The organism is Aeromonas sp. A35_P (assembly GCF_002259925.1).
GTDB classification, from domain to species: domain Bacteria; phylum Pseudomonadota; class Gammaproteobacteria; order Enterobacterales; family Aeromonadaceae; genus Aeromonas; species Aeromonas dhakensis.
Genome location: NZ_NEVB01000022.1, coordinates 18957 through 32420, shown reverse-complemented (window position 1 = coordinate 32420; position 13464 = coordinate 18957). Strand labels below are relative to the sequence as shown.

Here is a 13464-nt window from a genome sequence, read left to right as displayed (position 1 = left end):
GGAGTGAGCCATGATCCGACATATCCTGCTGATCGCCTTCAAGCCGGGCACCCAGCCCGCTCAGATAGACGCGGTGCGCGCCGCCTTTCTCGCCATCCCCCATCAGGTCAGCGGCGTGCTGGCGGTGGAGTGGGGGCGGGATGACAGCCCGGAGGGGCGGGCAGAGGGCTTCACCCACAGCGTGTTGATGACCTTTGCCGATGAGGCTGCCCGTCAACGTTATCTGCCCCACCCGGATCACGATGCCCTCAAGGCCATCTTCCGCCCGGTGCTGGAACGCATCATAGTGCTGGATTACACCCTGCAGGCCGGCGATGCGGTCACGCTAGGGTCGCAGTCATGATGGACGAGGCTCGTTGGGCCAAGATTCCGCCGCTTCAGTTCGCACTGCTGCAGGCAGTGGTGGAACATGGCAAAGCCCATCCCGCCATTGCTGCCGGGGTGGTAGTTGGCTCGCTTGCCAAGGGCACGGCTGACCGGGTATCCGATGTCGATCTCTTGTTGCTGGCCGAGCCGGGTTTTCATCAGCATGGGGAAGCGCTGGTTCGTTCCATTGTCGGTGAACGTGCGGTGTTCCACTGTTGGCAAGGAAGACATGAAGATGTCTGTTCCTACTGGCGCTATATCTTCCTGGATATGTCCAGCATCGAGATCCATATCCTTGATCGCGATGCCGGTTTCCCGCTTGCCAAGCCTTACATGCCTCTTTTTGATAAAACCCATTCGCTATCTGCACTGGAGGTCGCGGGGCCTGCTCCCAGCCATTGGGATTTCCCTGCCTACATGGGAAACGGTGATGGTCTGGTGTGGGAGCTGTTCGACTGCCTCAAATGGGCGGAACGGGGCCAACGGGGATTAGTCAGGCATCATCTGCGTAAACTGTTGGCAGAAATGGATAAGGACCCGATTATTGTGGATCGCGAGTAACGTGGACAAGGAGAGAACCATGTGGTTAGCCGCAATACAGCTGGTATCGGGCCGCAACTGGCAGGATAACCGGGAGCAGATCGCCGCCGAGCTGGCCCTGTTGCCCAAGGAGCGGCCGCTGCTGGTGCTGCTGCCGGAGAACTTCGCCCTGTTTGGCGAGCGGCAGGGGTATCTGGACGGAGCCGAGACCATAGGTTCCGATCTGGGCGGAGCTGCGCCGATCCAGCAGCAGCTGGCCGAGTGGGCCCGTGACTATGGCATCTGGCTGGTGGCGGGAGCCATGCCGACCACCATCGCCGGTTCCGACCATATCCACACCAGTACCCTGGTGTTCGATCCCAGCGGCGAGCGCAAGGGCCACTACCACAAGATCCACCTGTTCGACGTGGACGTGGCGGACAATCACGGCCGCTACCGGGAATCGGAAACCTTCAGCCCCGGCGAGGAGCCTGTGCTGGTGGACTCCCCGTTTGGTCCCCTTGGCCTCTCTATCTGTTATGATCTGCGTTTTCCCGAGCTGTACCGCCGGCTGGCCCGCGCCGGTGCCCGTGTGCTGCTGGTGCCAGCCGCCTTCACCGCCGTGACCGGCGAGGCGCACTGGGAGCCGCTGCTGCGGGCCCGCGCCATCGAGAACCAGTGCTATGTGGTGGCCGCCAACCAGGGCGGCACCCATGAGACGGGGCGCCAGACCTGGGGCCACAGCATGGTGATCGACCCCTGGGGTCGGGTGCTGGCCAGCCTGGACAGCGGGCGCGGCACCGTGCTGGCACCGCTGGACCAAGGTCTTGTCGACGAACTGCAACGCACCATGCCGGTGCTGGGCCATGCCCGTCTGCTATGAACATGTGCAGGTTCGATTCGCCCTGTGGCGGGGGATCGGACGCTTGCAAACCCGATGGTGGGTTGGACGTCCGCTGACGTTTCGCCAAGTGAACCCAGGGTCGGGGATTTAACCGTTACGACATCTCGCATCGAGAGTGGAGAGAAAGATTGAGTCTATTGAGCCAGGTTAGTGCCTCCCTGTTGGCCCCGAACGATCTCGACGAAGGGCGCCTGCAGCAACTGCTCGGCAGCCTGATGAGCCATCAGGTGGAGTTCGGCGACCTCTATTTCCAGCGCAGCTGGCACGAGTCCTGGATGCTGGAGGACGGCATCGTCAAGGATGGCAGCTACAACATCGATCAGGGGGTGGGGGTGCGCGCGGTCAGCGGCGAGAAGACCGGCTTCGCCTACTCGGACGAGCTGAGCCTGCTGGCGCTGCAACAGTCGGTGACCGCCGCCCGTGGCATCGCGGCTGCCGGTGCGCAGGGCAAGGTGAAGGCGTGGGCTCGCACCGAAGCAAACCTGCTCTACCCGGCGCTGGATCCGTTGCAGACCCTCGACAAGCAGCAGAAGATCGCCCTGCTGGAGCAGATGGACAAGTTTGCCAGAAGCCTGGATCCCGCCATCAATCAGGTGATGGCCTCCATCAGCGGCGTCTATGAAGAGGTGCTGGTGGCCGCCACCGATGGCACCCTGGCCGCCGACGTGCGTCCGCTGGTGCGCCTCTCGGTGACCGTCATCGCCGAAAAGGGCGATCGTCGCGAACGCGGCAGTGCCGGTGGCGGTGGCCGCTTCGGCTACGACTACTTCCTCGAGCTGGACGGGCTGGAGAGCCGCGCCTTTGGCTATGTGCGCGAAGCGGTGCGCCAGGCGCTGGTGAACCTCGACGCCATCGACGCACCGGCCGGCACCATGCCGGTGGTGCTCGGTGCCGGCTGGCCCGGCGTGCTGTTGCACGAGGCGGTGGGCCACGGTCTGGAGGGGGATTTCAACCGCAAGGGCTCCTCTGCCTTTGCCGGTCGCATCGGCGAGCAGGTAGCCTCTAGGCACTGCACCATCGTCGATGACGGCACCCTGCCGGGTCGGCGCGGCTCCGTCTCCATCGACGACGAGGGGACACCGGGCGGCTACAACGTGCTGATCGAGAACGGCATTCTCAAGGGCTATCTGCAAGACAAGCAGAACGCCCGTCTGATGGGGGTGCCGCTCACCGGCAATGGCCGCCGCGAATCCTACGCCGCCCTGCCGATGCCGCGCATGACCAACACCTACATGCTGGCGGGTCAGTACGACCCGGCCGAGATCATCGCCTCGGTGAAGAAGGGGATCTATGCCCCCAACTTCGGCGGCGGTCAGGTGGACATCACCTCCGGCAAGTTCGTCTTCTCCGCCTCCGAGGCCTACCTCATCGAGGATGGCAAGATCACCGCGCCCATCAAGGGGGCGACCCTGATCGGCAACGGCCCCGAGGCGATGAGCCAGGTTTCCATGGTGGGCAAGGATCTCGCGCTGGATCGCGGGGTCGGGGTCTGTGGCAAGGAGGGGCAGAGCGTGCCGGTCGGTGTCGGCCAGCCCACCCTCAAGCTGGATCAGCTCACCGTGGGCGGCACCCAGTAAGGGCAGTGAGCGGTACTCCGGTGATCGCCAAACCCCGGCCAGGTGCCGGGGTTTTGCTATCCAGGGTCAGGGGAAACAAAAAGCCCCGGCAAGGGCCGGGGCTGCAGATGCGAAGCTCGGTCAGTTGACTGAAATGGCGCGGGCGTCGATGAAAAAGCGCGCGTTGCCTTGTTGGTCGACCCTGATCTGGGCAACCAGACGATCGCTCTGTTTGTACTCCCACCGGCTCTTGATCCGGGTCAGAGCGGGGCTGGCGGCACCGACCACGTTCAGATATTCATGAAACAGGCTGTAGCTTCCAATCTCGGTCAGCATCTTTTCCATTTGCACATCTCCTGAAGTGAGTGGGTGTCCGTCCATTAACCTAGCAAGCACACTCTGAATCGACTCTGTACAAAAAACACACTAGCCGGTTTTTGTATCAATAACCTGATCAGGCGCAAGATCAGCGCCGATTTTTCTGCTTTTATGACACCGTTTTCAGTCAGGGCTGGCGCGGATCCTGCAGTTGATCAAGGGTGCCGGATGCGTGTGGCAACGCGGGTGCCATTTGTACCGCCGGCGTACTGTGGAACACCGGATCCTGCGCCACCTCCTTGATGCCGTTGATGCAGAACTGCATGCCCATGCAGACCAGCAAGAAGCCCATGATCCGGGTCATGGCGTCGATGCCGGTGGCGCCCAGGATCTTGCAGACCGGATCCGCCAGCTTGAGCACGCCCCAGCTGAGCAGGCTCATCAGGGCGAAGGCGGTGACCATGGCGGCATAGATGGTTAAGCGGTTGTATTCGTCCGGCAGTTCGGCGATCTGGGCGGCGCCGCTGATCACCAGCGCCATGGTACCCGGCCCGCACATGCTGGGCATGGTGAGCGGCACGAAGGCGATGCTCTGGTTGATGTCGACCCCGTCCGCCTGGCTGGGGGCCGGGAACAGCATGCGAAAGCCGATGAAGGCGATGATGAGGCCGCCGGCCAGGCGCAGGCCGGGAATGGAGATCCCGAACAGATCCAGGATGGAGGAGCCGATGAAGAAGCTGACGCAGAGGGTGCAGAACAGATAGATGGCGGCCAGGTTGATCTGGCGGCGCACGTGCTCGCGCGACATCCCCTTGCTCAGCCCCAGCAGCAGGGTGGCCGTGGTGGGCGGGTTGACCATGGGCAGCAGCGCCAGCAAGGCGAGAAATACGACTTGAAAGAACATCATGAACCTCGAATGACTGGGGGGCGGAGTAGTTCCGGGCCGTCGAGGGGCCCGAGAGGGAGGCTATCTTAAGTCGGCCAACCTGAACACAGGCGGTATGAAAAAAGCCCCGCACTGGGCGGGGCGGGAGGGTTCAGGCGGCCTGCGGCGCACTCTGGCGCTGACTGCGCTGCTGCAGCCAGAGCCACAGGCCGATGGCAAAGCCGAGTACCGACAGGCTAACCACATAGTGGGAGGGGGCCAGCATGTCGCTCTTCATCCACAGGGTCACCAGCATGGGGGTGAGGCCGCCGAAGATGGCGTAGGCCACGTTGTAGGAGAACGACAACCCGGAGAAGCGCACCACCGCCGGGAAGGCATTGACCATGACGTAGGGCACGGCGCCGACGATCCCTACCGCAAAACCGGCCAGAACATAGAGCGGCACCAGCTGGCTGGTGTCACTCACCAGCCCGTGATAGAAGGCGTAGCTGGCGCCGGCCAGCAGCAATGAACCCAGCATGAAGGTGGGGCCGCTGCCGAGGGCATCGATGAGCCGGCCGTAGACGATGCAACCCAGTGTCAGGGCCAGAATGGCCAGCGAGTTGGCGGTCAGTGCATCGGCCGGGCTGATACCGTGCACCTTCTGCAGGTAGGTGGGGGTCATCAGGATCACCACCACTATGCCGGCGGAGAGCAGCCAGGTGAGCAGCATGGAGACGACGACGCTGCCCTTGTGGCTGCGCAGCACCGTCTTGAGCGGCAGCTCTTCCGCCAGCGCCTTGTTGGCCTGCATCTCGGCAAAGATCGGGGTCTCGTGCAGCCAGCGGCGCAGGTACATGGCGACGATGCCGAACACCCCGCCAAGCACGAAGGCCAGACGCCAGCCCCAGTCGCTCACCTCGCCCGGGCTCATGCCGCGGTTGATGGCGGTGGCCACCAGGGAGCCGAGCAGGATGCCGGCCGTCAATCCCGCGGTGAGGGTGCCGCAGGCGACCCCGATCCGGCGGGCGGGTACGTGCTCCGCGACGAACACCCAGGCGCCGGGCACTTCACCCCCGATGGCGGCCCCTTGCAGGATCCGCAGCAGCAGCAACAGCAGGGGGGCGGCGATGCCGAGCACGGCGTAGGTGGGCAGCAGGCCGATCAGCAGGGTGGGCAGCGCCATCATGATGATGCTCAGGGTGAACATCCGCTTGCGGCCGATGAGATCGCCGAAGTGAGCCATGATGATGCCGCCCAGCGGGCGGGCCAGATAGCCGGCGGCGAAGATGCCGAAGGTCTGGAACTGGCGCAGCCACTCGGGAATGTCGGCCGGGAAGAACAGCTCGCCGATCACCACGGCGAAGAAGACGAAGATGATGAAGTCGTAAAATTCGAGGGCACCGCCCAGCGCCGCCAAGCTCAGGGTCTTGTAGTCCTGTCGGTTGAGGGGACGGCTGTGGTCGTAAGCTTGCGTGACTGTCGTCATATCCTTATGTTTCCCATCGTCTTTTTAGTTATTGTTCCCCATCCTTGCGGGGACACGCTCACTACCGAGGGTATGCTTTTGCATCCCGACCTGTAAATCGCACAATTCGCAACACTGTCTTGCAGCTTTTTGGTGCAGCAAGGCGAGGGCGGCACCGCGCCCGGGGCGAATGACAACCAAGGTGCACCGGCTGGCCGCCAGTGCCCGGCCACCGGATTGCTGGAGATATCATGACGAAGACCAAGGTGCTGCTCTCCTGGAGCAGCGGCAAGGACAGCGCCTGGGCGCTGCACACATTGCGGCAGGATCCGGCCATCGAGGTGGTGGGGCTGTTCACCACCCTCAACCAGGCGTTCGAGCGGGTGGCCATGCACGGGGTGCGCAAGCAGTTGCTGCTGGCGCAGGCCGAGTGCGTGGGATTGCCGCTGACCACCATCGACCTGCCCTGGCCCTGCAGCAATGAGGATTACGCCCGCATCATGACCGACTTCATTGCCGACGTGGTGGCGCAGGGGATCCGCCACATGGCGTTCGGCGATCTCTTTCTCGAGGACGTGCGTGCCTATCGGGAGCGGCAGCTGGCGGGGACGGGGATCACGCCGCTGTTTCCGTTGTGGGGCAGCAAGACCGGCGAGCTGGCGCAACAGATGATGGCGGCAGGGCTCAGGGCCAGGATCAGCACCCTGGATCCGCGCAAGTTGCCTGCCACCCTTGGCGGGCATGAGTTTGATGCGGCCTTGCTGGCGGCGCTGCCTGCCGGGGTGGACCCGTGCGGCGAGAACGGCGAGTTTCATACCCTGGCCTGGGATGGCCCCATGTTCCGCCTCCCGCTGGCCATCCGGACCGGCGAGACGGTGGAGCGGGACGGCTTCGTCTTCACCGATCTGCTACCCGCCACCACCTAGTCGCGATTGGGCTCCCGCTCGCCCTTGTCATCGTTGTAGCGCAGGGCTATCTCGTGGAACTGCTGGTGGATGGAGGCAAAGGCGTCCGTGATGTCGGGGTCGAAGTGGTTGCCCCGCCCCGCCAGTATGATGGGCACCACCTCCTGGTGGGACATGGCGGCCTTGTAGCAGCGCTTGCTGATGAGGGCGTCGTACACGTCGGCCAGCGCCATCAGTCGGGCCGAGAGGGGGATCTCGTCGCCGATCAGACCGTAGGGATAACCGGTGCCGTCCCACTTCTCGTGGTGGTAGCAGGCGATCTCCTTGGCCAGCCGCAGGAACTCCACCTCCACCCCGAGCGCTTCCTCGGCGTGGACGATGGCCTCCTTGCCGAGGATGGAGTGGTGCTTCATCTGGGTAAACTCCGCTTCATCCAGCTTGCCGGGTTTGAGCAGGATGCGGTCAGGTACGCCGACCTTGCCGATGTCGTGCAGGGGGGCCGACTTGAACAGCAGATCTATGGTCTTGGGGGTCAGCTCGGCATGAAAGCGGGGGTGATCGCAGAGGGTCTCCGCCAGCAGCCGCACATAGTGCTGGGTACGCAATATGTGGTTGCCGGTCTCGTTGTCGCGGGTTTCGGCCAGCGAGGCGAGTGAGTGGATGGTGATGTTCTGGATCAGCTCGTTCTCCCGGGTGCGCCGCTCCACCTCCTGTTCCAGGTAGGCGTTCTGATCGTGCAGCAGATCCCGCGCCGCCTTCAGCTCCAGGTGGTTTCTGACCCTGGCCAGCACGATGGCGGGGGAGATCGGCTTGTGGATGTAGTCGACGGCCCCGAGTGCCAGGCCGTGTGCCTCCGCACTCTCCTCCACCTGGGCGGTCAGGAAGATCACCGGGATCTCCCGCGCCTGCGGCATCTCCTGCATCACCTGGTAGCCATCCATCTGGGGCATCACCACATCGAGCAGGATCAAATCCACCCGGGGGCCGGTGGAGAGGATCTCCAGCGCCCGCTGGCCGCTGGTGGCCACCTTGACCCGATAGTGGGGGCTGAGCAGGGCGCTGAGCAGGGAGAGGTTCTCCGGCGTGTCATCGATCACCAGCAGGGTGGGTTTGGTATCTGGATCCAGCAAGTTGAGCATGATGGTGCCCTCACTCTTGGTTGAACAGATCGGGTCTGAGGGCCCGGACTTGTTGCAGATGAGCCAGTGCATCGTCGAAACGAAAATGGCTCATGGCCTCACCGATGGCTGACGCCCTCTCCCCCAGCAGGGGGGCGAGCCGGGCCTGATGGCGCTGAAACAGGGTGAAGGCTTCGGCATCATCCTCCAGCAGCAGCCCGGTGAGCCGGTTCAGCAGGGGAGCGGTATCGATCTTCTCCTGTTCGGGCTGCTCGGGTACTTCGTCTGGCAGCAACTGCAGCAGCCCCTGCGCCAGTTGTGCTTGCAGTTGCAGCCCCTGTTCGGCCAGTGGCAGCAGAGCGGCAACTTCGTCGCCCCGGGTGATGGCGTTTTCCAGTGTGGCCGCGATCTCCCGCAATGATTCGGCGCCCAAGGTGGCCGCTATTCCCTTGAGGGTATGGGCATGCCGGTGTGCCTCTTCCCGTTCGTCTGCCTGCAAAGCGGTCAGCAGGCTTGCCATGGGTTGCGTACCCTGCTGGGCGAAGCGCAGCAGCAGATCCCGATACCAGCCCCAGTTGTGCATCAAGCGCTGCAAGGCCCGCTCGGCATTGAGCCCGAGCTCGCACAGCTGTGGCAGCAACGACGATGCCGGTGGCGGTTGCGACGTCTTGAATCTGGCCCCGACCTCGCGGCTGAAGGAGGTTGCCCAGCGTTGCAGGGCGTCATAGAGCTTGTCGGGATCGATGGGCTTGGCGATGTGATCGTCCATGCCGGCGGCGAGGCAACGCTCGCGATCACCGGCCATGACGTTGGCGGTCATCGCCAGGATCGGAATGTGTTGCCCGGTTCCCTCTTGCTGGCGCAGTTGCCGGGTGGCGGCCAGCCCATCCATCACCGGCATCTGCATGTCCATCAGGATCAGGTCGTAGGGAGCCTTGGTCGCCATATCCAGTGCGATGGCACCATTGCTGGCCACGCTCACTTTGGCACCGACCGCCTGCAGCAGCTCCAGCGCCACCTGTTGATTGAGCTCGTTGTCTTCCGCCAGCAGGATCTGCAGGCCGTCGAAGCGATAGTGATGGGTCGCCTGATGCTTGAAGGAGAGGGTCGCGGCCTGTTGCCCGAACAGGCCGATGACGGTATCGAACAGCACGGAGGCGCAGACCGGCTTGACCAGTACCCGATCAAAACCGGCAGCATCGGCCTCGCGAAAGACCTCCTCGCGCCCGTAGCCGGTCACCATGACCCGATAGGGGCGCCGGCCCGCACCTCGGGCGATGAGACGACGCCCCGTCTCTATGCCGTCCAGTCCCGGCATGCGCCAGTCCAGCAGCACCACCTCATAGGGGGTTCCCTGCTGCTCGGCATCCGCGATCATCTGCAGCGCCTGCTGGCCGGACTCTGCGGTGTCCACCACAAAGCTCATGCCACGCAACAGGGAGGCCAGTATGGTGCGGGCACTGGCGCTGTCGTCGGCCACCAGCATGCGGCGGCCGCGCAGATCCAGGCTCGGCAGATAGCGGGATCTGCGCCTGCCGCGGCCGAGCCTGGCGGTGAACCAGAAGGTGCTGCCCTGGCCCGGCTCGCTCTGCACGCCCACCTCGCCCCCCATCAGGCCCGCCAGCTGGCGGCAAATGGCGAGGCCAAGCCCGGTTCCGCCGTACTTGCGAGTGGTGGAGCTGTCCGCCTGCTGGAAGGACTGGAACAGCCGCTGCTGCTGCTCCTGGCTCATGCCGATCCCGGTATCCTGCACCGAGCAGTGCAGCAGTACCTCTTGCGGCAGCTTCTCCAGACAGCGGACCTTGACCAGGATCTCTCCCTGCTCGGTGAACTTGACCGCGTTGTTGGCGTAGTTGATGAAGATCTGGCCGAAACGCAGGGGATCGCCATAGAGCAGGGTGTCGAGCTGGTGGTCGACCTCGAACAACAGCTCTATGCCCTTGGCTTCCGCCTTTTCACCCACCAGGGTGGCGAGGTTTTCCAGCACGTGGTCGAGATCGAACTCGATCCGTTCCAGATCCAGCTTGCCCGCCTCGATCTTCGAGAAATCCAGGATGTCGTTGATGATGCCGAGCAGGTGCTGCGCGGCACGCTGGATCTTGCTGACATAGTCGAGCTGCTGCGGATCGAGCCGGGTCTGCAGGGCGAGGTGGGACATGCCGAGGATGGCGTTCATGGGGGTGCGGATCTCGTGGCTCATGTTGGCGAGAAATTCGCTTTTGGCCCGGGTCGCGCTCTCCGCCAGTTCATAGGCCTGCTCCAGCTCCTGGTTCTTGGCCTGCATCACTGCAAACAGCTCTTCCCGAGTCGGTTCGGCGAACTGCTGCTGCATCTGTTGCTGTCGCCCGGCATCTGGCCAGTGCGGCAACCGGCAGACAAGGGCGAGGAGATTGTCGGCGTGCACCTCCAGCCGGATGCTGCCCGGATGCATGTCGGCGGGGGCGGGGGAGAGCGGGACATCGGCGGTGAGGGTGAGCCACAGCTCCTGCGCCTCTGGTTCCAGCCACAGCTGCAGTTGCAGTGGATCCGAAGTTGCCATCAGCTGGCGCACCAGCTCTGAGGTTGCCCCCGCCAGCGGGGCCACGAAGGTCGGCGATTTGTCGAGGCAGGTGAGCACCTGGATCACCTTGCGCCGGGCGGTGAGGGCCGCCGCCGGGCCGGACAACAGGGTTTCGCCGATCAGTTGCCGCATCTACTTCTCCTCCGCCGGCAGCACGCGCAACACGATGCAGCTGGCATCGTCTGTGCTGCGGCCGCTGTGGGCGATAACCTGGTGGGCCAGCGTGGCGGGTTCGGCGGCTAGATCCAGTGCGCCGTCGCGCAGGTTGAGGGATTCGCTGATGCCGTCCGAGTAGAGCATCACCACGTCCCCGGCGACGAGGGGCTGGTGCTGCAGCAGAGGGGTGGGGAAACGCTCTCCCAGCACCCCGTCGCGGGAGATGCCGCGCCAGGGAGCGTGACCGCGCAGACAGATGCGGGTATTGCCGATGCCGGCATAACTCAGCTCACCCCGCTCGCCGTTGACCAGCGCCACGCCGGCGGCGGCGCCCCGGGTTCCGATGCAGTGCTGGTGCAGCAGTTGCAGCAGACGGGTGGGTTCCTGCTCACGGGTCTGCTGCAACGTCGTCTCCAATACCTGTACCAGCTGGTTGGCAGAGGTGCCGTGGCCGCTCACGTCGATCAGGATCAGCGATACCCCCTCGGGCCCCGGCCGGATGAACGCCAGATCGCCGGAGACCCGCTCCGGATAGCAGGGGCGGTTCTCGCTGGCCCATGCCAGGCCAAGGCCGGCATGCTGCTGCCCCGTGCACGAGAGGGGAAAAGCCGGCGTTGGTTCCACGGGGGCCGCACCCAGCCACTTGCGGGCCAGTACCAGGGTACCTCCCTCCGGCGGGGTGCTGATGGTGAGTTCAGACATCATGCGCTGCACGCCGGGCAGGCCCAGCCCCAGGGTACCCGAGGTGCTGTAGTGCTCTTGCATGGCTTGATGTATGTCAGGGATACCGGGACCCTGATCGCGGGCGAGGATGTCGATGCAGGGGCGCCCTCTGGGATGGTGGAGGGTGAGGGTGATCTCCCCCCGTTCGGCATACTTCAGGATGTTGCTGCCAAGCTCGGACACCACGGTGGAGAGCATGGTGCGATCCACCTCGGAGAGGTCGGCAATGAAGGGGAGGCGGCGCACCGCCATCACCGTCAGGTGCAGATCGATGTCGTGACGCAATGGGTAGCGGGCCTGCTGGGCGCTCAGTTCCTGCTGCATGGAGCCTGCTCCTCGCTCTTGAGGGTGCGAACATGGGCGAAGGCGTCGTCCATGTCGAGAAAGCAGCGCAGCGGCCCCGGTTCGGCGTCGGCCAGCGCCAGGAAGGCGGCGACCCCCGCATTCAGCCCCACCAGCAGGCAGATGGCTCCCAGCAGGCGGCACACCTCGGCCAGTTTGCGAACCTGCCGAAACTCGTGGTGATCGAGCAGCATGACCCCGGAGAAGTCGAGCAGTACCGCGTGCTGACGGCCCTGTACCAGCCGCAGGGAGAGCGCCTGCGTCAGTTGTTGCATGCCTTCGTCGCCGATATCTGGTCGCATGCTGACGACGATGCAGCCAGCCACGTCGGCGATGCCCAGATCGTTGTTGAGCAACATGAGTGGCGCTCCTAGAGGGTGGATCCGACCCGCTTGAGGGCGATCTCGAACGCATCCCGCAGAGTTGCCGTGGTGCGGATGTCACCGACCGAGACACCCAGCTCCACCATGGTACGGGCGATGGCCGGCGAGACGCCGGAGATGATGGCCTCGCACCCCATGAACTGGGTGGCCTTGGTGATCTTGATCAGCTGATTGGCGACTCCGGTGTCCACGGTGGCGACCCCGGCGATGTCCAGCACGAAGACCCGGGCCCGGGTCTCGGCTATCTTGGTCAGCGACTTGTTCATCACGTCGGCGGTACGCATGGAGTCGATGATCCCCACTAACGGCAGCAGCAGGATCCCGTCCCAGATGGGGGTCACCGGGGTCGACATCTCCTGCAGCGACTTGTGCAGCTCCTCGCGTACCCTGGCGGCCTCTTCGGCCTCCTCCATGGCACGCTTGAGCTGGTGGTGCTGCTCCACCTGAGCCGTGATGTCGGTGGCAAACTTGACGATCTTGCTGGGTTTGCCGGTCAGATCCAGCACCGGGTTGTAGGATCCCTGGATCCAGACCTCCTGCCCCTGCTTGCCGATCCGGCAGAACTCCCCCGCCAGGTATTCGCCGCGGCGCAGGGTATCCCAGAAGGCCCGATAATCGGTGGACTGGGCATAATCAGGGTCGACAAGCAGCCTGTGGTGTTTGCCTTTCAGCTCATCCAGCTGATAACCCACGATCTCGAGAAAGCGCCGGTTGGCATCGAGAATGGTGCCATCCAGCGAGAACTCCACCTTGCCCATGACCCGGCTCAGGGCGTTGAGCTGCCCCTCGAAGTTGGCGTTGAGCTGTTTCTGCTCGGTCAGATCCATGCTGTATTCGATGATCCGGCTCAGCGCGCCCTGCTCGTCCAGCAGGGGGCTGCAACTGCCCCGCAGCCAGATGTCCCGGCCGTGCCGATCCAGCCGGTGAAACTCTCCCTCCTGCTCCCTGCCCGCCTTCAACGCCTCCCAGTGGGCGGCATGAGCAGGCGAGTCGAGCACGTCGTGCGGCAACAGCATGGCGTAATGCTGGCCCTTGAGCTCGCTTAGCTGATAGCCCATGATGGCGAGAAAACGCGGGTTGGCGTCCAGGATCTGCCCGTCAGGAGAGAGTTCGAGTCTGGCCATCAGCTGGTCGATGGCATCGAGCCTGGCCTGGGGTGAAGAGGGAGTCGCTGTGTTCGGGTGGGCAACGGCGGTGTGCACGTCCATGGCATCTCCAATAAAAGGCTCAATTGACTTGAATGTCACTAGAAAGCGTACAGCAGTTATAGCCCACCGGGGC

13 protein-coding genes are annotated in these 13464 nt (G+C 64.0%); 5 read left to right on the top strand and 8 right to left on the bottom strand.

What is annotated here, in order from left to right; genetic code table 11:
* Positions 1-10 precede the first annotated feature (10 nt).
* The 4 genes from CAK78_RS02160 (at position 11) to tldD (ending at position 3366) form a co-directional block, all read left to right on the top strand.
* Positions 11-343, top strand: a complete 333-nt coding sequence (locus CAK78_RS02160; protein WP_094696207.1) for a Dabb family protein — start codon at positions 11-13, stop codon at positions 341-343.
* Positions 340-927 (top strand): nucleotidyltransferase domain-containing protein, encoded by a 588-nt coding sequence (locus tag CAK78_RS02155; RefSeq protein WP_094696206.1) that lies wholly within the window; start codon positions 340-342, stop codon positions 925-927. The genes CAK78_RS02160 and CAK78_RS02155 overlap by 4 nt, the downstream gene beginning before the upstream one ends.
* Positions 928-946: 19 nt before the next feature.
* Positions 947-1768: a carbon-nitrogen hydrolase family protein gene (locus CAK78_RS02150; protein WP_094696205.1), complete on the top strand. Its 822-nt coding sequence runs from the start codon at positions 947-949 to the stop codon at positions 1766-1768.
* A gap of 149 nt (positions 1769-1917) precedes the next feature.
* Positions 1918-3366, top strand: a complete 1449-nt coding sequence (gene tldD / locus CAK78_RS02145; RefSeq protein WP_176452637.1) for a metalloprotease TldD — start codon at positions 1918-1920, stop codon at positions 3364-3366.
* A gap of 120 nt (positions 3367-3486) precedes the next feature.
* Here tldD and CAK78_RS02140 read toward each other — a convergent pair whose 3' ends face one another.
* From CAK78_RS02140 to CAK78_RS02130, 3 genes are all read right to left on the bottom strand, one after another.
* The gene (locus tag CAK78_RS02140) at positions 3487-3690 is read right to left on the bottom strand and encodes a hypothetical protein (protein ID WP_005308127.1); all 204 of its coding nucleotides are present in this window, start codon (positions 3688-3690) and stop codon (positions 3487-3489) included.
* 160 nt (positions 3691-3850) lie between these two features.
* On the bottom strand, positions 3851-4567 hold the full coding sequence (locus tag CAK78_RS02135) for a MarC family NAAT transporter (RefSeq protein WP_176452639.1): 717 nt from the start codon (positions 4565-4567) through the stop codon (positions 3851-3853).
* Positions 4568-4700: 133 nt separating this feature from the next.
* Complete coding sequence (locus tag CAK78_RS02130) at positions 4701-6017, bottom strand: MFS transporter (RefSeq protein ID WP_094696201.1); 1317 nt, start codon at positions 6015-6017, stop codon at positions 4701-4703.
* A 230-nt stretch (positions 6018-6247) separates the two neighbouring features.
* Between CAK78_RS02130 and CAK78_RS02125 the strand changes: the two genes are divergently transcribed.
* The gene (locus CAK78_RS02125) at positions 6248-6922 is read left to right on the top strand and encodes an ATP-binding protein (protein WP_094696200.1); all 675 of its coding nucleotides are present in this window, start codon (positions 6248-6250) and stop codon (positions 6920-6922) included.
* Here CAK78_RS02125 and CAK78_RS02120 read toward each other — a convergent pair.
* The 5 genes from CAK78_RS02120 to CAK78_RS02100 are packed head-to-tail and all read right to left on the bottom strand — an operon-like array spanning position 6919 to position 13391.
* Complete coding sequence (locus tag CAK78_RS02120) at positions 6919-8112, bottom strand: response regulator (RefSeq protein ID WP_094696199.1); 1194 nt, start codon at positions 8110-8112, stop codon at positions 6919-6921. The genes CAK78_RS02125 and CAK78_RS02120 overlap by 4 nt on opposite strands.
* Positions 8051-10711: a response regulator gene (locus CAK78_RS02115; RefSeq protein WP_094696198.1), complete on the bottom strand. Its 2661-nt coding sequence runs from the start codon at positions 10709-10711 to the stop codon at positions 8051-8053. The genes CAK78_RS02120 and CAK78_RS02115 overlap by 62 nt, the downstream gene beginning before the upstream one ends.
* Positions 10712-11782, bottom strand: a complete 1071-nt coding sequence (locus CAK78_RS02110; protein WP_094696197.1) for an ATP-binding SpoIIE family protein phosphatase — start codon at positions 11780-11782, stop codon at positions 10712-10714.
* Positions 11767-12159, bottom strand: a complete 393-nt coding sequence (locus CAK78_RS02105) for an anti-anti-sigma factor (RefSeq protein WP_094696196.1) — start codon at positions 12157-12159, stop codon at positions 11767-11769. The genes CAK78_RS02110 and CAK78_RS02105 overlap by 16 nt, the downstream gene beginning before the upstream one ends.
* An 11-nt stretch (positions 12160-12170) precedes the next feature.
* Positions 12171-13391 (bottom strand): PAS domain-containing protein, encoded by a 1221-nt coding sequence (locus CAK78_RS02100; RefSeq protein WP_094696195.1) that lies wholly within the window; start codon positions 13389-13391, stop codon positions 12171-12173.
* Between the last annotated feature and the right edge of the window lie 73 nt (positions 13392-13464).